10 protein-coding genes and 1 tRNA gene are annotated in these 20,793 nt (G+C 68.2%); 5 read left to right on the top strand and 6 right to left on the bottom strand.

Annotation, left to right across the window (positions count from 1 at the left end; all coding sequences use genetic code 11):
- The 3 genes from ACWGH0_RS18835 to ACWGH0_RS18845 are packed head-to-tail and all read right to left on the bottom strand — an operon-like array spanning position 1 to position 4,022.
- Positions 1 to 879 (bottom strand): DUF6339 family protein, encoded by an 879-nt coding sequence (locus tag ACWGH0_RS18835; protein ID WP_453405287.1) that lies wholly within the window; start codon positions 877 to 879, stop codon positions 1 to 3.
- Positions 876 to 1,871, bottom strand: coding sequence for a hypothetical protein (locus tag ACWGH0_RS18840; RefSeq protein ID WP_453405288.1), 996 nt, complete (start codon positions 1,869 to 1,871; stop codon positions 876 to 878). Before ACWGH0_RS18840 ends, ACWGH0_RS18835 begins: the two co-directional genes overlap by 4 nt.
- Positions 1,872 to 1,874: 3 nt before the next feature.
- Positions 1,875 to 4,022, bottom strand: a complete 2,148-nt coding sequence (locus tag ACWGH0_RS18845; protein WP_453405289.1) for a helix-turn-helix domain-containing protein — start codon at positions 4,020 to 4,022, stop codon at positions 1,875 to 1,877.
- A gap of 545 nt (positions 4,023 to 4,567) precedes the next feature.
- Between ACWGH0_RS18845 and ACWGH0_RS18850 the strand changes: the two genes are divergently transcribed.
- The 5 genes from ACWGH0_RS18850 (at position 4,568) to drmB (ending at position 16,723) form a co-directional block, all read left to right on the top strand.
- Positions 4,568 to 4,792 (top strand): hypothetical protein, encoded by a 225-nt coding sequence (locus ACWGH0_RS18850; RefSeq protein WP_453405290.1) that lies wholly within the window; start codon positions 4,568 to 4,570, stop codon positions 4,790 to 4,792.
- A 153-nt stretch (positions 4,793 to 4,945) separates the two neighbouring features.
- Positions 4,946 to 9,709, top strand: coding sequence for a sacsin N-terminal ATP-binding-like domain-containing protein (locus ACWGH0_RS18855; protein ID WP_453405329.1), 4,764 nt, complete (start codon positions 4,946 to 4,948; stop codon positions 9,707 to 9,709).
- Entirely contained in the window at positions 9,706 to 11,610 is a 1,905-nt protein-coding gene (locus tag ACWGH0_RS18860; RefSeq protein WP_453405291.1) for a UvrD-helicase domain-containing protein, read from the top strand. Before ACWGH0_RS18855 ends, ACWGH0_RS18860 begins: the two co-directional genes overlap by 4 nt.
- Positions 11,607 to 14,864 carry a helicase-related protein gene (locus ACWGH0_RS18865; RefSeq protein ID WP_453405292.1) on the top strand — a complete coding sequence of 1,086 codons (3,258 nt, stop codon included), beginning with the start codon at positions 11,607 to 11,609 and terminating at the stop codon, positions 14,862 to 14,864. The genes ACWGH0_RS18860 and ACWGH0_RS18865 overlap by 4 nt, the downstream gene beginning before the upstream one ends.
- Positions 14,861 to 16,723, top strand: coding sequence for a DrmB family protein (gene drmB / locus ACWGH0_RS18870; RefSeq protein WP_453405293.1), 1,863 nt, complete (start codon positions 14,861 to 14,863; stop codon positions 16,721 to 16,723). The genes ACWGH0_RS18865 and drmB overlap by 4 nt, the downstream gene beginning before the upstream one ends.
- Positions 16,724 to 17,618: 895 nt before the next feature.
- Here drmB and ACWGH0_RS18875 read toward each other — a convergent pair.
- The 3 genes from ACWGH0_RS18875 to ACWGH0_RS18885 form a co-directional block, all read right to left on the bottom strand.
- A tRNA-Thr gene (locus ACWGH0_RS18875) sits at positions 17,619 to 17,692 on the bottom strand.
- A 107-nt stretch (positions 17,693 to 17,799) separates the two neighbouring features.
- A complete protein-coding gene (locus ACWGH0_RS18880; protein ID WP_453405294.1) occupies positions 17,800 to 19,335 on the bottom strand; it encodes an alpha/beta hydrolase in 1,536 nt (511 codons plus the stop codon).
- 202 nt (positions 19,336 to 19,537) lie between these two features.
- Positions 19,538 to 20,752, bottom strand: a complete 1,215-nt coding sequence (locus ACWGH0_RS18885; RefSeq protein WP_453405295.1) for a DNA polymerase III subunit delta' — start codon at positions 20,750 to 20,752, stop codon at positions 19,538 to 19,540.
- Positions 20,753 to 20,793: the final 41 nt, after the last annotated feature.

A 20,793-nucleotide genomic window follows, 5' to 3' on the forward strand; every position in this document is an offset into this window, starting at 1 on the left:
TCAATCCCCGCTGTTCCTACCCCTGACCGGCGCAGTCTCGAACAGCTCCACGAAGTAGCCGGTGAGCGCTGCCACGGATTCCTCCAAAACAGGTTCCTCGTCGGGCCCGTTCGGGAGTTCGTACCGCTCGACCGGTGGCGCCGATTCTGCCTCCGCGATCCAGTCCCGCAGTCGGGCGGGGTCGCGGGGCTGGTCCGGCGCGAGGATGTCGTAGATCAAGGTCGCTCCCGCCGCATTGATCGCGACGCTGAGGCCGTTGACCTCTCGCCCGCCGGAGACCTGGCCGCTCTGCAGAAGACGGACCAGGGCCTGAGCGGTGGGGCGGTGATCGATCAGCTCGCTCCGGAGAACGGTGTGGATGAGGTCCTGATTTCCACAGGCGACCTCGACCGGCTCGTAGTCCGACCCGTTCCTGAAGAGTTCGGCCGCCCACCACAGGCGCGAGAAACACTGACGGTCCGCGGGGCCACGGAAGCGCTCGGCGGCGACGCGCTTTTCCGGCCTGTTCGCCGTCGGCTCCGACAGGTGCCGCCAGACCACATAGTCCGGGGCCACAGCCAGGGCGAGATGGTTCCACAGACGCTTGTCCGCCGCTTCTCGCCGCTTCAGGCGAAGCGTGGCATGGAGTCGTGGCGCGAGCCAGGCGTCGGCGCGGGTGCGGTCCTCCCGGAACTCGAACATGGCGTCCTCCACCAGGCTCCGGATCGGCTCGACCCACCACCTGGCGTCATCCTCGGGAAGCGACTCGACGACCTTGGCGAGATCGATGCCGCCGTGAACCTGTTCGCCTTTGAGCAGCTCCTCGGTGAGGAACGGATCGACGGCAGAGGTGGCAAGCAGCCCCAGGCGTTCCGGTACGTGGTTCGGTTGGGTGATCACGTCTCACTCTCGCGGTTCATCTGTTCCAGACTGCGGATGACAAAGGCAAGCGCCTTGGTGGCATCGGCGCGGCGGACCGCCGCGTAATGGATACGCGTCTGTAGCTCCACCCAGCCGGATTCGCCGGTGCGCCGGCGATGGACCTGCCGTAGGGCCTCCTCGACATGGACGCCGGGAATCACGTCCGGGAGCATCTCCCTCAGCACCTCGCCCTGCCAGTCTGTGGGGAAGACCGGCCCGCCACCGGGTTCCACCTCCAGATCGCCGATGGCACCGTGAAACACGGCGGTCCAGACGTCGGTGGACATCTGGGCGACCAAGAGGTCACGCACCTTGCCGTCCACACCCGAGCCATTGCTGTCCAATAGATCGATGACACCTTCGACATCGGTGTTCACGAACACGGTGGGGACTCTGGCCGAGGTGTCCACGACCCAGGGCGCGTCGGCGTAGGCCTGGAGCCACTCCCGGGAGCTCCTCTTGAACGATGCTTTCTGAACGTCGAGCTGGAGCCCACGGACCGGCTCGTCGGAAACCGTGTCGATGATCCAGCTCCGGTCGGTCTCGGCGATCGACCGTCCGCGCACCCCTTCCACTGTCCCGATGGCGTACACGGCGACGGAGGCTCGCCCCAGGTGATCGTCACGGAACACCTCCAGTGAGCCGGACCAGTCCCGGCCGCCCTCCGCGTCGAGCGTGAGATGCGCAGAGGTACGGACATTGGTCTCGCCATCCGTCAGTACGGCAAGGACACACAGATCCGACCAGGGCGCGTCCGGCACGTTCGCCCCGGGCGGCAGTGTCGCCGAAACGCAGATCTCGGCGCTCACCCAGTCCGTGTGGCCCGCGATGCCGAGCGCGACAGCGTGCTGTTGGGTGGAGTACGCGGTGGTCTCCAACCGGTCGCGGGTGCCGTCGGAGAGCTTCAGGGAGACGGAGGTCACTCTGAGCGTGACCGGCCGGTTGAGCCGCTTGTACGGATAGAACTTCACACTTCACTCCCCCTTATTGGCACGAAGTTCGACAACCAGACGGGTGAGAGTGGTCCTGACCGGGTGGCTGGTGACGTCGGTGATTCCTCGGAACTTCGCGCGCCGCGCGCCAGGTGTGAAGCGCAGTATTCCGTCCACCGCTTCGCAGCCCTCGACGCCCACCAGTTCCGCCCACTCCAGCCTGGGGCGGCCCCCCGAGCGCACGTCCAGTTGGGCCACCGGCACCATCGGGACGATCTCGTCGCCACGCGGGATGCTCACTTCGCCGGTGATCCGCCACTCCCCAGCATCACCGACCGTCGCGTCGAGCCCGTCCAGGAGGGGAACCACGGGGCCGGCAGGTGTCTTGGCCTTGGGCCTCGTACGCACCGTCAATGCCTTGCGCAGGGCCTCGCCGCCTTCGCCGCTGCTGCGCTTCGGCCGTGCGACGAGTTCTCTCACCGCATTGTTGGCCTCGGCGGTGAGTGCGTTGATCCGCCGGTACGCGGACGGTGACCACCGCAGTGTCAGCTCTTCCGTCTGCCCCCAACGGTCGTGCTCGGGAGGTTCCGCCGCACGCAGGAACTCCTCGGCCTCCTTCGCGAAGGGGGCCGTCTCTCCGGCTGCCTCCCCCAACAGTAGAACGGCCTGGAAAGGGTTGGTGTTGTTCGGCAGCCTCGGGACCACGGTCCTCTTGACAGTCATGCGATTGCCACGCAGCGAGTGCATCCGGTTTTTCGCCCCGTCCCTGTCCCCCTCGGCCTCCGTGACGAGCAAGACCGCTTGGTGCGTACCGAACGTCCCATGGGCGCCTCCGGACAACGGCAGCTTCAACGGGACGCTCCGCGCCGCCACCTGCCCTGCCTCGGTGAGACGATGCACCGTAGTGCCCTCGTAGTGCGCCCTCAGGGCACGGGTCCGCGCAGGCTGTTCGACAGACGGGTCCACCTGCTGCTCCGCCACGACCTCCTTGCCGTTGCGCAGGGCACGGACGGAGACCTCCAAGAGGGGAAGCTTGCCGCCCCCGCCGGTCATCGCGGCCCAGAAGTCACGCCCCAGTGCTTCGACCAGACGGGCGTGCATCGTGTTGATGTCACGCGTGTCCACATCGCTCTCCTCGTCGCCGATGAATCCGTCGTCGGGATCGAAGGAGTTCGCCGCGAGGCCGGCCACATCGTGCGCACCGACGATGAGAAAGGACGTGCCGGGTTCGTCGCTCTCCCGGGCCAGATGCAGGCTCTCCACCGTCTCCTCGTCCGCCCACCAGGAACGGGCGACCATGGCCCCGGGCGAGTCAGGATCAGGGCGCCCGAACCAGGCAGGGCCTGCGTAGGACTCGCCGTCGACCTCACGCCACGGCAGTTCGAGGCGGCCGATGACCCGTCGCTCGGTTCGTCCCTCGTGAGGCACGGAGAGAGTGGAGTTGATGAGCACGAGCCCCAGGGAGCTGGTGGCCCACAGCGTCGCCTTGCCCAAGCCGTACGACCCACCGGCGCCAGGTCCGGACTTGAGGCTCTCCAGTTGGCGTCTGACCACGGCGGCGAACTTGCCGTCCGCGTAATCGTCGCCGATCAGCCCTGAAGCGTTGTAGTCGTCGACGCGCAGCAGGACCAAACGGCCCTTCTCGTACATATCGCGCACCCCGGCGTCCACGACCCGACCGACCTTCTGATTACCGGCGGTCTCCGAGACGGCGGAATAGTGCGGAAAGAGATCGTTCCAGAGGATCGCCTCGCGGAAGGCGTCCAGGGCGTCGCCGGTGAGCTCGTGCAGGGTGTAACGGACCTTGACGGGGCGGCCGTTCTCCGTGAGACGCTCGTCCAGGCTGTTCTGGCACGTCTCTCGCGCGAGGACCTGAACGTCGGCGTCGAAGGCGAAGGCGGCGGCATTGCCCAGGTCACGGCCGCCATCGGGGTAACCGGGGCGGTGGTACCAGGTGACCGGGAGGCCGGCCTGGGTATCGGTGGTGCGGGTGTGCACCGTACCCACGTCCGTGCCGAGCGCCTTGGCGATGTCCGTCATGACGGTCGGGCGAGGTGTCGACCTGCCGGTGATCCACGCGGACACTGCGGCCCGAGTCAGCTTGAGCTCGTCGGCCAGTTCGGCCTGCGTCTTCCCCGCGAGCTTGAGCTGTCGGGCCAGCCAGGGCCCGAACTCCTCACCTGTCTCCACGCGCCGCCTGCTCTCCTGGGAGTCCCATGCCGATCACATCGGTGTGGATCACGAGGCTAATTTGACAAGGATGCATGTGTCAACCAGTAGTTGATCGGGCTGGGTCGACCAGACCGCTTCAGCTCGGCGTCCAACTTGTCCTGAATGGGCAAGTATGCGCGATATATGCAATGCCTTTGCAAGCGGACCGGCCAACTCCCTTCAACCGGACGGTAGTTCGGGTTGCATGTCCAATTGAATACCCGCTAGGGTCGTTGCGATGGGGATTCCATCTCGCTCGCGAAACCCGAAATTCGGGAGGCCGGGCGACCCGGGGAGAAGTGCGCCAAAATTCCGAATCCATGCCCGGCATACGCCTCCAGAGCCGCACACAGAATGTCCTTCCGCAAAGGACTGGCTGCACGAGACCTCCATCCCCTAGCTTAATGCGACGAGGAAGGAGGCTCACCAAGAACTAGATTTACCCATCTCGCTTCACACGGGGGACGTGTACCCAAATACACCCCTCTGCAGCTGCAGGATGCAACCAGACAGGGGTGGATCAGATGAATGAGCAGGACAGTGAAACGCTGGACTCATTTCGGGAGTCGAGCGCATTCGAGATGGCCATTAAGACGGCTGAAAGCAAGGCCACGGTTCTCGGGATTCTTCACGAATACGACCTGTCCGAGGAGGCTTTCACCAGCAGGTTCCCCGTGCTGGCGAAGGTGGCTCTAGACCTGCCGGACGTTCCGGACGAGGCGGTCCGATTCAGCACGTCACAGGCCTGAAGTCTCGGTCTGGCAACAAACGGTGCCTTCGCCGTGAACCCTCCGCTTCACGAAGGCACCGTGGAAACCACGCCCAACGCCATGACGAGCACGGGCCGGCCGGCCCGTGTTCGCTCTTTCGTCCGGATCTTTGACACCCAGGAGCCAGAAGCAGTGTCGTCATCGTCCTCTTCGGTCGTTCAAACCGTTCTCGAACAGTCCTCACGCGTCCTGCAGACGTACGCCGTGGACCCCGGTCTCGTGGCCGAGCACGCCAATGGGGAGCGCCGTATCACGCAGGGCGGATATGGTGATCGCCAGCTTTTCGAGCTCGTTCAGAACGCGGCCGACGAAATGGCCGACGGATCGAGTGGGCGAGTTCATGTCGTCCTCACGGAAAAGCACTTGTACTGCGCGAACGAAGGTAACCCGGTTACCTCGGAAGGCGCTGAGACAATTCTTCGGATGAGTATGTCGAAGAAACGTGGCGGCCAGATCGGGCGTTTCGGAGTGGGCGTCAAATCGGTTCTCGTGGTGACCGACGCGCCGGAATTCTTCAGCAGCACCGGAAGTTTCGGATTCGACCGCGCCTGGTCGTACGAGCAGATCAGGGCCGTGCCCGGCGTGACGGCGCGCTACGGCCCTGAGTTCGACGCCCCCGTGCTGCGCATGGCCCGACCTCTGGACATGCAAGCCGAGCGCGCTTCCGACCTCGTCCTTAACGAGCTGCTGAACTGGGCCACCACCGTCGTTCGTCTGCCGCTGCTTCCGAAGGCGGACGACCGGCTGGGCCGGGACATGCACGGCGGACGTGGCAAGGACCACGGCGAGCCCCGCGAGGAATTCCCGGTCGGCTTCCAGCTCTTCTCGCCGCACGTCACGAAAGTCGTGCTGGAGGACCGCCGGCCTCGGCCCCCGGCCCGTCGGACACTGACCGCCCGGCGGACCGGCGACCTTCACACCTTGATCGAGGAGCGGACCGGGAAGTCCGTCGCCACCGACCGGTGGCGCGTGTTCACCACCACCCACGAACCCGGTCCCAGTGCCCGAGCGGACGCCGGCGAACTGCACGACCGGCTCTCTCTCAACCTCGCCTGGGGCGTCCCCGCCCTGGAGAAGGACCCGGAGAGCGGTCTGTACGTCAGCCCGCGATCACGCGGGCGCGGCAAGTTCTGGTCCTTCTTCCCTACCAAGTACGAGATGTCGCTGAGCGGCATCCTCAACGGCGCCTGGAAGACGAACGAGGACCGCCAGAACCTCCTCGACTCCTCTCCCTTCAACCAGGAGATGATCCGGATGTCGGCACAGCTGGTCGTCGACTCCCTCCCTGCCCTTGCACCCGATGAGGACCCTGCCGCCTATCTCCCCCTGCTGCCCGGTCGAGCCAAGGAGGCGATCAGCTGGGCCGACGAGTTCCTGACCCGAGAGATCTGGGCCCGCACCACGGACCGTCCGGCGTTGCCCGACCAGGACGGCGTCCTGCGCATCCCCACGACCCTGAGGATCCACCCGCGCCTCGACAAGGACCTGAAGAAGGTGTCCAAGTGGCTGCGGATGTGGAATGAGTGCCCCGGGCGCCCCTCGAACTGGCTTCACCCGAGTGTCGAGGCGGACGCCCTGCGCTCCGGAAAGGTCGAGCACATCATCGGTGCGGCCGGGCATGAGCGGACTGGTGTCCGGGAATGGCTGGAGGCCCTGGTCGGAATCGGCACCCCCGAGGCGTCGGCGGTCGCTGTTCGCATCCTCGCGGACATGATCGAGAATCTCTCTCCGCATGCCGAAGAGGCCCGAAAGGCCCACATTGTGCTCACCGAAGAGCACGGTCTCGTCGCGCCCGTGCACGGCAAGGTGTTCCGCCGTGCCACCCAGGGTGGCCTGCGCGAAACCCTGGTGTACATGGTCGACGAGCTCGCCCAGGACCCGTCGCTGGCTCACGCGCTCGACGTCCTGGGCATCCGCGAGGCCGATGTCGAGGGCCGGTTCGTCAGCGTCCTCGATCAGGGCTTCGACCACTACCGCGACTCGGACTGGGAGCGGTTCTGGGAGCTGTTCCGTCAGGCGGGGGTGCGTCGCCTGGCCCACACGGTCCTGGAGAAGGTGCCCACTCCCCGCTCGGCGCTCCGGGTACGCACCGCCGACGGTCGGTTCCGGCCGGTCGAGGACTGCATGCTGCCGGGTGTCGTGGTCGATGCGAAGCGCGACCCCGGCATCGCTGTCGACATGGCATTCCACTCCGACGACACCCCCTTCTTCTCACAGGTCGGCCTGCGGGAACGACCGTCCGGTGGGGTCCGCCCCCAGGAAGACGAAGCGTGGTTCGTGGAGTACCGTGAAGCCCTCCACGCCGCCTACCTGCGCGGCTTGGACAGCCGCGCCCCGCGCCCCGCGCTGAGCCGGATGAAGGTCGAGGGCGCCGCGATCGGTGGCCCGCTCCACCTTTTCCGCGCCCTGTCCGAGGAATCCCGCGCCGCCTTCCTGAAGGTGCTGCCCGACGACGCCGTGGTGGACAACTGGACGCGCCAGATCGGCGCACAGACCAACACACGACAGGCCGTACCCTCGCCGATCCGATGGATGCTGAGGAAGTTCGGCACGATCGCCACCTCCCAGGGGATCAAGCCGGTCAAGGAGGCCGTCGGCCCCCAGCTCGCCGGCTACCGAGATGTGCTGCCGGTCGCCGACATCTCCCCCGAGAAGGCCCGCAGGCTACGACTCCCGACCACCGTTGACGAGGTCCCCGCCGACCGCTGGGACGCCCTCCTCGAGGAGGTGGCCCGCAGCGCGGACGACTCCTTCGTCGGCGCCACCTACGTGATGCTGACCCGATTCGGCGCAGACTTCCCCGAGGACTCCCTGACCCGGTGCCGGATCGGTGACGCCTGGGAAACCCGGCCCGACAGCGAGATCACCGTCGCCGTCGGAACCGCTCAGTACCAAGCGCTGCGCGCCGAGCAACTCCCGGCGCTCCTCGTGCCGACCAACGACGACGCCGAGCTGATGATCGAGAAGTGGGGCATGCTCCGCTACGCCGACGTGATCAGCATGGAGACCCGTGAAGTACCGGAAGGCGACCCCGTGCCCCTGGTCGAGCTGTTCCCTGCCCTGCGGCAGCGTCTGAACAGCGGGAACCGGAACAGCATGGTGCAACGGTGCAGCGAACTGGAAGAGGTCACTCGCACGCCCAGGGGCACGCACGCCTCCCCCCTGGACGCCGTGCGCCAGGACAGCACCGTCAAGCTCCGCGTCCCTCTGGCCCCGGAGCCGATGCTGCGCCTGATCGACCGCGAACTCGGTTTGGGCCTCGGTGCTGCCGGCTGCCGCGCAGTGCTCGATCACCAGGACCGTATGGAACGGGACGGCGAGTTGAAGGCGGCGCAGAAGGCGGTGCGCGAGTCCACGGATGTGGTCACCAAGATCGAGCTGCTGATCGGCGCCGACGCGCTCCGCACGGGCCTCCCCGAGGGATTGATGGAAGCCGAACTGCAGTCGACCGACGGCGTGGAGCCGACCGGGCGTCGCATCGCGCAGATGGCGTTCAACGCGCACGGCGACGGTGTGCTCCAACAGCATGCCAGGGACATCCAGGGACGCTTCCCCAATGCCCCGGTGGCGTACGGAGGTTCCTCTGCGGCCATCGCGTTCGTCTCGGAGCTGAGGCTGCCGGTCGCGTTCGCCGGTTCGAAGACTCCGTCCCCACCGCCGTTCGAGACCGTCGAGGGCCCTCGGGACTTCCCCCGCCTCCACGAGTACCAGGAGGACCTGGTCCGCAACATCTCCACCATGCTCGACCGACTGGCACCCCAGCGCGGCATGCTGTCGCTGCCGACAGGCGCCGGCAAGACCCGGGTCACCGCCGAGGCCGCGATCCGCTGGGTGAAGCGAGTCGGCGACCTCAAGGGTCCACTGCTGTGGATCGCACAGACCGAGGAGTTGTGCGAGCAGGCCGTCCAGAGCTGGAAGTTCGTCTGGAGCAAGGTCGGCGCCGAACGTCCGCTCACCATCAGCCGGCTGTGGAGCACCAACGAGGTGGGCAACGTCGTCGAGCACCCGCACCTGGTGGTCGCCACCGACGCCAAGTTGGAACGGTGCCTGGGCACCGACCAGTACGCCTGGCTGCGCCAGGCCGCCCTGGTGATCGTGGACGAGGCTCACACCGCCATCTCCAAGCGATACACCGAGATCTTGGGCCAACTGGGCCTCACTCAGTACGAGACGGGCCGGCACCTTCTCGGCCTGACCGCCACGCCGTTCCGGAACACCAACGAGGAGGAGACCCGCCGCCTGGTCCGGCGCTTCGGCAATCGGCGACTCGACGAGGGCGTCTTCCCATCGGGCGACCCGTATCGCGATCTCCAGGACTGGGGCATGCTCGCCCACGTCGAGCACCGCACCCTTGAGGGCGGCCGTATCGAACTCACACAGGACGAGAAGACACACGCCGACCGCATGGCCATGCTCTCCCGTTCTGCCGAACAGCGACTCGCCGACGACCACACACGCAGTCGGCGCATCGTCGACTCGGTGGCCGGCCTGCCGGACGATTGGCCTACGTTGCTCTTCGCCACCTCCGTCGACCACGCCAAGTACCTGGCAGCCATGCTCAACGACCGGGGTGTCCCGTCCGCTGCCGTGGACTCGACGACCAGTGCGCAGGACCGTCGCGCTCGCATCGAGAACTTCCGAAGCGGTCGTATCAGGGTTCTCACCAACTACGGTGTGCTCACCCAGGGGTTCGACGCACCTGCCACTCGTGCCGTGGTCGTGGCCCGGCCGGTCTACAGCACCAACGTGTACCAGCAGATGATCGGCCGCGGATTGCGCGGACCACTGAACGGCGGCAAGGACAGCTGCCTGGTCCTCAACGTCAGTGACAACATCGCCAACTTCGACACCAACCTCGCCTTCACTCAGTTCGAGCACCTCTGGAGCCGGAAGTGACCGACGCCTACCAGGACAGCCCTCCGCTCACCGACGAGCAGCTGGCCGTGGTCGAGCAACCCTGGGACGCCCGTGTACTGGTCACGGCCGGCGCCGGCGCCGGAAAGACCCACACCCTGGTTCGCCGGCTCGACGCGCTGTGCGGTGACGAGGACCCCGAGCAGGCGCTGGAGGCCGCCGAGATCCTGGTCCTCACCTTCTCCCGAGCGGCGGCTCGGGAACTGCGCGAGCGGATCTCTCGGCACGGGGAGCGAGCTCACCGGGTGCGCGCCCGTACCTTCGACGCATGGGCCTGTGAGGTGCTCCTTCAGGCGTACCCGGACGGGGAGTGGGGTTCGGTCGGCTTCGATGAGCGGATCGCCGCCGCGACCCGCGCGATCGAGAAGGGTGCGCTGGAGGTCGGCGACGCGGTGCCACCGGCCCATGTCGTGATCGACGAGGTGCAGGACCTGCTGGGCGGGCGCCGCGAACTGGTGGAGACCCTCCTCGACCGGTACCAGGACAGCTGCGGGTTCACCGTCGTCGGGGACGCCGCCCAGTCCGTGTACGGCTTCCAGATCGAAGACCCGGGCGAACGAGCCGACGAGACCGGTCGGTTCTTCGACTGGCTGCGCTGTTCCTACCTCGACGACCTGGTGGAGCTGCGTCTCACAAGGAACTTCCGGGCCGCCACGGCCGAGGCCGGGATCGCGTTGGCGTACGGACCTCTTCTCCAGCAGGTGACCGAGCCGGACGAGGCCGAGCGGTCCTACGACGAACTGCGTGATCTCCTACTGGATCCGGCGAACGGCATGGGTGAACTCGGTGACGAGTTCACCTTGCAAAACCTGCGGGACCTCTCCGACACCTGCGCCGTCCTCACTCGCGACAACCGGCAGGCCCTCGTGATCTCGGCGCTGCTGCACGCGCACGGCATCGACCACCGGATACGGCGCCCGCTGGAGGAGCGTCCGGTGCCGTACTGGGTGGCCGAGCTGTTGCGTCGCACGGAGGCGACCGGCCTCACCGAGGACCGGTTCCGTACGCTCCTCTCGGACATCCCTCTTCCCTACGAACCCGACGCCACCGCCCTGTGGACGGTACTGCGCAGGGTCGCGCGCGGAGCGGGGCGCGGGGTGCTCGAGCTCGACCGGCTGCGGCGTGCGGTCGCCGGTGGCAGGTTTCCGGACGAAGCGGCTGATCCGGAGACCGCTCGCATCGTCGTCTCGACAGTGCACCGCGCGAAGGGCCTGGAATTCGACCGGGTGATCGTCCTGACGCCACCGACGCTCGCCGAGCTGCACAAACAGCACCAGGACGAGTTGGACCTTCCCGCCGAAGCCCGCGCCTTGTACGTGGCCATGACGCGCGCCCGCCAGGATCTCTATCACGTGGCCCCTCCCGAATTGCCGCACTTCAAACGAGCGGGGAACGGGCGCAATGGCCGTCGCTACCTCGGGTCGTGGCGGTCGTACGACCGGTACGGGATCGTCGCCGAGGCGGGCGACGTCAACCGGAACGACCCGCCCGGCCACGGGACCGACGCCGTCGCCACCCAGGCGTATCTCCTTGAACGGGTGCGGCCCGGCCTTGAGGTGCTGCTGCGCAAGCGCCACGACCTGCCGATGGGCGAGCTCCAGAGCCCGCCGTACGCCCTGATGCACGACGGCACGGAGATCGGGGAGGCCTCGCAGCGGTTCCGTGAGGATCTTTACCAGGTACAGAAGGTCAACCGTAACTGGGACCCCTGGTGGCCCGACGAGATTCATGACCTTCGGATCGACACCCTGGAGACCGTGACGGGCAGCACCGCCGCCGGCACGAACGCCGGACTGGGTGAGCGCGGTGTGTGGATCGCCCCCCGGATCACCGGCATCGGCCGGTACCGGAGAGCCGACGACTACGAGGAGCAGCGCTCATGACGCAGGTGGCAGGTCCCCACTCCGAGCACTACCGGGTCCGGGACGAGGAACTGCTGGTGGGGCTTCGCCGTGAACTCCTCGGCCCCGCCCAAGAGGCCGTCCCGGACGATCGGGACGAGGTACTCACACAGGACGCACCGATCGACCGCTACCTGACCGGAGTGCTCTATCCGCGGCCGGCGGACAAGGCCGCGAAGGAACGGAAGGACGAGGACGCGGCCGAGCAGGACGGCCTGGACGCCGCCCCTCTGCTCAACCGGGAAGATGTCGAGGAGTCCGGCACCGCACAGGAGGTGGGCGCTTCAGGCGACAGGCGTCCTGCTTCGATGGGTCTCACCTTCGCGGTCCGCCCGACCATAAGCAGAGTGATCGTGGTCTCTGCACGCGCGGCCGCTTACGTACCCACCGACGCCGATGGCAAGCCCGTCCCGGCTCGCCGCGCCGAGGCCCGTACCACCGCCGACCAGCGGGAGCAGTGGCGGCGCAAGGAACTATCCCTCCCCGACCAGCACATTGACGTGACCCGATCGGATCCGAAGAAGACGATCGAGCTCACCCCGGAGGCCTCGCTGCATGTCAACGTCCGGCCCGTCGATCCCGTCAACAACACGGTCACGGTCACGGTCACACTGATCAATGGGCAGAAAGTCGGCGAGCGGGATCTTCAGGACGCCTTCTCTCTGTTCCAGTGTGGTCTGACGGTCCGGGCCGCCGACGGCTCCTCCGCCTTCGTCGAACGTCCGGCCCCGGCCGCCGCCCATGACCCCGAGATCGCCACGAGTCGGTTGCTGCACCGCCACGCCCCGACGTTCGCGGTCGGTCACGGGTGCGCCGCCGAGTGGGACTGGACCCCCCAGCCGGTCGGTATGACCGAGGCCCAGACGCCCGCCGTCTCCGAGGTACGGAGCCGGTTCGTACCCACCGTGGAGGTGCTGCTCACCGACTCCAACCCGGAGATCGACAGTTCGGCGCTGTCCATGCTCGGGCTGGCCGAGCAGTCCGATGCCGAGGTCCTGGCCGCTCTGGAAGGTCTCGCCACGGGTTACCAGCACTGGATCGACCGCAAGTCGGCCGAAGCCGGCGCTCTGACAGGCGGCCCTCACGAGAAGCCCGCGCGGGAGCAAGTGAAAGCCTGCGGCGAGGCGCTCCTCCGAATCCGTGAGGGGATCGAGCTACTGCGGACCAAGCCCGATCTCATGCGCGCGTTCCGTCTCGCGAACCGCGCCATGGCAGACCAGCGTGCCCGCAGCAAGTGGGTGAAGGACGGCCGCGTCGGAGCCCCCGATCCGGCCGCCGGTCACTGGCGCCCCTTTCAGATCGCGTTCGTGCTGCTCTGCATGGCCGGCATCGACGACCGCGAGCACCACGACCGGCGGGTCTCCGACCTCCTGTGGTTCCCCACCGGCGGTGGCAAGACGGAGGCCTACCTCGGGCTGATCGCCTTCACGTCGTTCCTGCGTCGGATCCGCAAGGGTGCGGACGGTGGCGGTGTCACCGTCCTCATGCGCTACACGCTGCGGTTGCTCACCCTCCAGCAGTTCGAGCGCGCCGCGATCCTGCTCTGCGCCATGGAGCGCATGCGGCGCCAGACGCCCGAGTTGGGTCACGAGGCGTTCTCCGTCGGTATGTGGGTGGGACGTTCGGCCACCCCCAACACGCTGGCGGTGGCCAGCATGAAGCTCCATGAGCTGCAAAGGAATCTCGACAAGCGACTCGCCACCGAGAATCCCGTGCAGCTACACGCCTGCCCCTGGTGCGGGACCCGCCTCGACGCGCGGAACTACGAAGTCGATGAGGTCGCCAAGCGGATGCATGTCCGATGCCCCGGCGCGGACTGCGACTTCACCGACGGCCTGCCCGTCCATCTGATCGATGAGTCGGTGTACGACGCACGGCCTACGCTGGTGATCGCCACCGTCGACAAGTTCGCGTCGATGCCATGGCGCCCGGCGACCTCCGCGCTCTTCAACCGCGACGACGCCCCGGAGGGCGGCACTCCGCCCCCGGAGCTGATCGTTCAGGACGAACTCCACTTGATCTCGGGCCCGCTGGGTACACTCACCGGTCTCTACGAGACCGCCGTGGACGCACTCGCCGACCGGCCCAAGGTGATCGCCTCCACGGCGACCATCCGTCGTGCCGCCGATCAGGGCCGCCACCTCTTCGCCCGTGAAGTGCGGCAGTTCCCGCCCGCCGGTCTGGACGCCCGCGACTCGTGGTTCGCCGTGGAGACCCCACGCGAGGAGAAGGCGAGCCGCCGCTACGTCGGTCTCCTGGCCCCGGGCACCAGCCAGTCCACCCTCCTGATCCGTACGTACGCCACCCTGCTGCACCGGGCCAAGCAGGCGAAGACGGAGGACGAGGTGCGCGACGCGTACTGGAGTCTCGTCGGCTACTTCAACAGCCTCCGGCTGTTGTCCGCGGCGGAACTCCAGGTCCATGACGACGTGGTGGCCTATCTGGAGATGCTCGCCGAGCGCGAGGGAGTGGAAGTTCGCTCGGTCGCCAACTACTCGGAGCTGACGAGTCGTATCGAAGCCAGCGAGATCCCCAGCCGCCTGAAGGGCATCGAGAGGCGGCTGCCCGGCGATGACACCGTGGACGTCCTCCTGGCCACCAACATGATCGCGGTCGGCGTGGACGTGGACCGCCTCGGTCTCATGGCCGTGATGGGCCAGCCGCAGACGACCGCCGAGTACATCCAGGCCACCAGCCGGGTCGGCCGCGCGCACCCCGGTCTGGTCGCGGTCATGTTCAACTCGACCCGGTCCCGGGACCGCTCCCACTACGAGAGCTTCCAGCATTTCCACTCGGCCCTGTACCGCGAGGTCGAGTCCACTTCCGTCACCCCGTTCTCCGCCCGGGCCCGCGACCGGGGCCTGCACGCGGTGATCGTCGCCCTTGCCCGCATCATGATCCCGGCCGCTCGACCCAATGAGGGTGCCGGCCAGGTCGAGTCGTACGAACACGTGCTCCGGGGACGCATCAAGTCGATCCTCCTGGAGCGCGTGGAGGCGGTATCCGCGGAGGAGACCAGCACCGTGTCGCAGGCCTTCGAAGAGTTCGTCGAGTGGTGGTGCGCCGAGGCCGACATCCACAACGGCCTGCTGTTCGAGCCTCAGAGGGGCAGGCGTACCCCTTCGCTCCTGAAGGCGTACGACGACGAATCACAGGACGCCGAGGCATGGCCCACGCTGTGGAGCCTGCGCGACGTGGACGCCGAGACCGCCCTGTTCATGGAGGGAACCCGATGACCCCACCCCCCGCCCGCCGTCAACGGACCGGCGTGTACGGCGCCACACCCGCCCACAACTTTCCGCGGCGTGGTGCGGTCCGCCGCGCCCAGGTGATCACCACGTACGGCGTCGGGTCGCTCATCGCAGTCGACCACGAGTCCTTCATCGTCTCGGGACTCGACGAGGCTGAGCGGAGCTGGAGCCGCGATGAGTCCCCGAGGATCCACGAACGGCGCCTGGCCCGAGTGCTCGACGTCGATTCCTTCCGGCTGCCGCCCGCTTCCGACGACACCAGCAAGGACGGTCTCCGAGTCCGGCGATTCCCCTTGATGCACTCCTGCCCCGAGTGCAACGACCTGCAACGGCACCGTGACTTCAACCCGCCTGCCGGGCGAAGCGTCTGCGGCACGTGCGAGGTCGACCTGGTCCCCTCCCGTTTCGTCGTCGCCTGCGAGGCCGGCCACCTCGGTGAGTTCCCGTACCGGCAGTGGTTGCACCGCTCCACGGACCGTGATGCCGCGAGGGCGGCACAGTGCGGGGGAAAGCTGAAGATGCGCACCTCGGGGCGCACATCCTCGCTCCGCTCCATTCTCGTCTCCTGCACCTGCGGGCAGGTTCCCGAGGTCTCGATGGAAGGTTCCTTCCGCAGGAACGCGCTCAAGGACCTGGGCCTCACGTGTCAAGGAACCCGCCCGTGGCTCGGTGGGTCCGTCCCGACTCGGGGGTGCGGACTCGCCCTGCGGACACTTCAGCGAGGTTCGTCGGCACTGTGGCAGCCGGTGCTGAAGTCGGCTCTCTCCATCCCGCCGTGGAGCGACGGCCGTTCGGATCCGCTCGCCGAACACTGGGCAGCGCTCCGCGAGTACGACGCACCCGAGCAAGTCGAGATCTATCTCAAGGGTGCCTTCAAGGGAAAGTGTCCGATACCGCTGGACGAGGTGATGGCGCTCCTCGACGCGGAGCGTGAGGAGGACCCCGACAGCGAGTCGGCCCCTACCTTCGACCACCGCTACCTCGCGCTGCGCAACAAGGAGTACGAGCGTCTTCGCGCGGGCAACGAAGAGAGCAAGCACTCCCACGACGAGCAGTTCGTCTGTGAGGCCCCGCTGGGCGACCAGAGCGGGCTCGACCCCCTCGGCGTCACCGGCCCGATGCTGGTCAAGAAGCTTCGCGAGGTGCGCGCCCTGAAAGCGTTCACCCGGCTCGTCGATGCCGAGTCCACGACCGACTCCACGGAGATGCCGCTGTCGGAACGTCCCCTGCGTTGGCTCCCGGCCATGGAGGTACGGGGCGAGGGAGTCTTCCTCCGATTGGACGAGGACCGACTCGGTGCCTGGGAGAAAAGCGCGGCGGTGGCAGCCCGGGTCGAGCGGATGCGTACCGCCCACCAGCGGGTGCTCGCACAGCGGGCCGATGACCCGAGCAGGGTCGCATCCTCCCCGGCAACCCCTCGCATGGTGCTCCTGCACACGTTGGCCCACGTCCTCATCAACGAGTGGAGCCTGGAGGCGGGCTACCCGGCCGCGGCCTTGCGCGAGCGCCTGTACGCCGCCGACGACATGGCCGGGGTGCTCGTCTACACGGCGACGAGCGACTCGGCGGGCAGTCTTGGCGGTCTGGTCGCCCAAGGTGAACCGGAGACTCTCGGCCGTACGGTGCGCTCGGCCGTCCGCCGTGCCGAGTGGTGCTCGTCGGACCCGCTCTGCATGGAGACCGAGGCGTCCGGTGCCGGCGGAATCAACGTGGCGGCCTGCCACGCCTGCGTGATGCTGCCGGAGACAAGTTGCGAAAACAACAACATCCTGCTCGACCGCGCCCTCCTCGTCGGCGCTCCCGATGACCCTCGACTCGGGTACTTCGAGGCCGTCTTGGGGTAGTGAGGTCGAGCCATCAGCATTGGCACCGATGGTGACTGTGATTCGACGCATGCCACTCTCCCGGTTTCGGAGCTGGCGAAACTGCCGCAACGGCTCCGAAATTCGGGAGGGCACAAGCCCGGGCATCGATTCACTCACTTCGCCATAGGCTGTTAGCGATGGCCTCGGCCGCAGGCTGCACACTTCTTGGAAGCATCATCGGTAACCTCGACGAGAACCGATGCGGCTCTTGTGCCGGAATCGTGGGCCTCGATCCGAAGGCAAGTGCCGCTCATGGCAGCGGCCGCGTTGCGGGGGCGCCCAGACCACGTGAGTGATCAGTCGGACACGAGTGTGTTTACACTGGTCGAGCCGTCCGCGAGACGACCTCCCTCCCGCAGGCATCAGCGACCTCGGTGACCAGTCACTGGTAACGTGCATCAACTCGACCAGGCCGCGGTGGTTGGGGAAATCATCCCGGAAGAGCAAACCATCATCTCGGGCGGGCAGGCCCTGAGCACGGCCCGACCAGGCCCACAGCGCCGCACTCTTCCGGCTCGCCACCGAGATCCTCGCCGCGCCGCCCCTCTGCATCCACACCGACGGTCGTCGTCCGGCAACCCCTCTCCGCCGCCGAAGTCGGCCGACGAGGCACCCCATTCCACCGGCAAGGAAAAGACGTAGGTGCCCGGGGAACACATCCCCGTGACCATCAACAACATGGGGAACCTAACAGCGTGCCCCTGTGCAATCCCGGCAGGTGCGGCGAGCGCAAGGCCGAGACGGGGAGGGCAACCCGAAAGGCTGCGAAGAGGGCGAAGGATGAGAAGGCGCCCAGGCGACGCACACGCAGCCTGTCCCTGGACAAAAGCAAAAGCCCCCAGGTCACGGCGAGTGAGTCCTGGGGCTTCCACAGAGCCGCCTTCGGGATTCGAACCCGAGACCTACGCATTACGAGTGCGTTGCTCTGGCCAACTGAGCTAAGGCGGCGCCGCTGCCGACACCATGGTGCGATCAGCAGCGGGCACAAGTCTACACAGTTTCCAGGGGTGCTCCGCACAGCCCACTGCGGCGGGCATCCGCGCAGGTCAGAGGGCTCAGGAGCACTTCTTGCCGTTCTTCGGGGGCGTGCCCTCCAGGAGGTAGGTGTTGATCGCGGTGTCGACGCAGTCGCTGCCCCGGCCGTACGCCGTGTGCCCGTCGCCCTCGTACGTCAGCAGGGTCCCGGAGGCCAGCTGGCCGGCCAGGGACCTCGCCCACTTGTACGGGGTCGCCGGGTCGCGGGTGGTGCCGACCACGACGATCGGGGCGGCGCCCTTCGCCGCGATGCGGTGCGGGGTGCCGGTCGCCTTCGTCGGCCAGTAGCCGCAGTTCAGGGACGCCCAGGCCAGGCCCCTGCCGAAGACCGGGGACGCCTTCTCGAAGATGGGAAGGGCGGCGCGTACGTCGTCGGGGCCGGTGAAGGCCGGGGCGAGGTCCAGGCAGTTCACGGCGGCGTTCGCGTACATGAGGTTCTGGTAGCTGCCGTCGGCGGCGCGCTCGTAGTAGCTGTCGGCCAGCGCGAGCAGGGCCGCGCCGTCGCCGCCCGACGCGCGGGTGAGCGCGGTGCGCAGCTCCGCCCAGGCGGACTCGTCGTACATCGCGGCGATCACGCCGGTCGTCGCGAGGGACTCACCGAGCAGGCGGCTCTGACCGGTGCGTACGGGCTTGGCGTCGAGCTTGTTGAAGAAGCCCTTCAGGCGCTTCCCGGCGTCGGCCGGCGTGCCGGTGCCCAGCGGGCAGTCCTTGCGCCGGACGCAGTCCGCGGCGAACGACCGGAACGCGGTCTCGAAGCCGGCCGTCTGGTCGCGGCTCATGTCGCGGGCGGACAGGGACGGGTCCATCGCGCCGTCGAGCACGAGGCGGCCGACGCGGGCGGGGAAGAGTTCGGCGTACGTCGCGCCCAGGAAGGTGCCGTACGACGCACCGACGTAGTTCAGCTTCCGGTCGCCCAGTACCGCCCGGAGGATGTCCATGTCGCGGGCCGTCTCGACGGTGGAGACGTGTGGCAGGAGCGCGGCCGAACGCTGCTGGCAGCCGGCGGCGAAACTCTTGTACGAGGTGACCAGGGCGCCCGTCTCCCGCTGGTCGTCGGGGGTCTGGTCGACCTGCGTGTACGCGTCCATCTCCTTGCCCGTCAGGCACTCCACGGGCTCGCTGCGGGCCACACCGCGCGGGTCGACGGCCACCATGTCGTACCGCGCGCGGATCGGCGCGGGGTAGCCGATCGCGGCGTACGCCTGGAGGTAGCCGACCGCCGAACCGCCGGGGCCGCCCGGATTGACCAGCAGCGAGCCGAGCCGCTTCCCGGGGCCGGTGGCCTTCTTGCGGGACACGGACAGTTTGATGTCGGCGCGCTCGGGCTCGGAGTAGTCGAGCGGGGCCTTCAGCGTGGCGCACTGGAAGCCGGAGACGCCGCACTCGCGCCAGGCCGGCTTCTGCGTGTAGTACGCCTTCAGGGCCGCCGGGACCGCCGCCGGCGGCGCGGACGCCGAGGCACTCGGGGACGAGCCCCCCGACGAGCAGCCGGAGATGAGCAACCCGGCCGTCGCGAGGGCTGTGGCAGAGATCCGGATCAGATGCCTGGTGTCCATCCTCGGAGCGTAGTGCGGCGATGACGCATTGTGCGCCCAGCGGCTCATACGAGTGATCCGGTCAACCGGGACGGGCCCTGGCGGCGTACCCGAGCGGGCGCGCGGAGGCCGGGCCGAGCGGACGCGCGGAGGTCACACCGAGCGGACGCGCGGAGGTCGCACCGAGCGGACGCGCTGAGGTCGGGCGGGCCGACCGGCCTGGTCAGCCGGCGCGCAGGGCCACCGTCATGGCCTCCACCGCGAGCAGCGGCGCCACGTTGCGGTCCAGGGCCTGACGGCAGGCGATGATCGCCTCTATCCGGCGCAGCGTGCGCTCGGGCGTCGAGCTCTGCGCCACGCGGTCCAGGGAGTCCCGTGCGTCCTCGTTGGCCAGGGCGACCCGGGAGCCGAGCTGGAGCGCGAGAACGTCGCGGTAGAACCCGGTGAGGTCGCTGAGCGCGAGGTCGAGGCTGTCGCGCTGCGTACGGGTCGAGCGGCGCTTCTGGCGGTCGGCCAGCTCCTTCATCGCGCCCGCCGTGCCGCGCGGCATGCGGCCGCCCGACACCGCGCCGAGCGCCGCCTTCAGGTCGTCCGTCTCCTTGACGTCCATCTCCTCGGCGACCTCCTTGGCGTCCTCGCCGGCCGCGTCGACCAGCTCCTGCGCCGCCTTGAGGCAGCCGCCGATGTCGGCGACGCGCAGCGGAACCTTGAGGACGACGGCGCGCCTCGCCCGCGCGCGCTCGTCGGTGGCCAGCCTGCGGGCGCGCCCGATGTGGCCCTGGGTGGCGCGGGCGGCGGTCGCGGCGGTCGCGGGATCGATGCCGTCACGCCGTACGAGCACGTCCGCGACGGCGTCGACGGACGGCGTGCTGAGGGTGAGGTGACGGCAGCGGGACCGGATGGTCGGAAGCACGTCCTCCAGGGACGGCGCGCAGAGCAGCCACACCGTACGGGGAGCGGGCTCCTCGATGGCCTTCAGCAGCACGTTCCCGGCGCCTTCGGTGAGCCGGTCGGCGTCCTCCAGGACGATGACCTGCCACCGGCCGCCCGCGGGCGACAGCTGGGCCCGCCTGACGAGCTCGCGGGTGTCCTTCACGCCGATGGACAGCTGGTCGGTGCGGACGATCTCCACGTCGGCGTGGGTGCCGACCAGCGTCGTGTGGCATCCGTCGCAGAACCCGCAGCCCGGCTCCCCGCCCAGCGCGCGGTCCGGACTGACACATTGGAGAGCCGCGGCGAACGCGCGGGCGGCGGTGGACCGCCCGGAACCCGGCGGGCCCGTGAACAGCCAGGCGTGCGTCATCCTGGACGCGGCGGGGGCGAGGGTGCTCCCGGACCGGTCCGCGACAGCGGTGACGAGGCCGTCGGCGTCCCGCGCGGCGGCGGCCAACTGCGCCTGAACCCGCCCCTGCCCGACCAGGTCGTCCCATACGGCCATGGTGCTACCGCCTCCGCCGCGCCCTCGCGCTGCTGCCTACG

This window comes from Streptomyces sp. NPDC054887 (assembly GCF_053610585.1).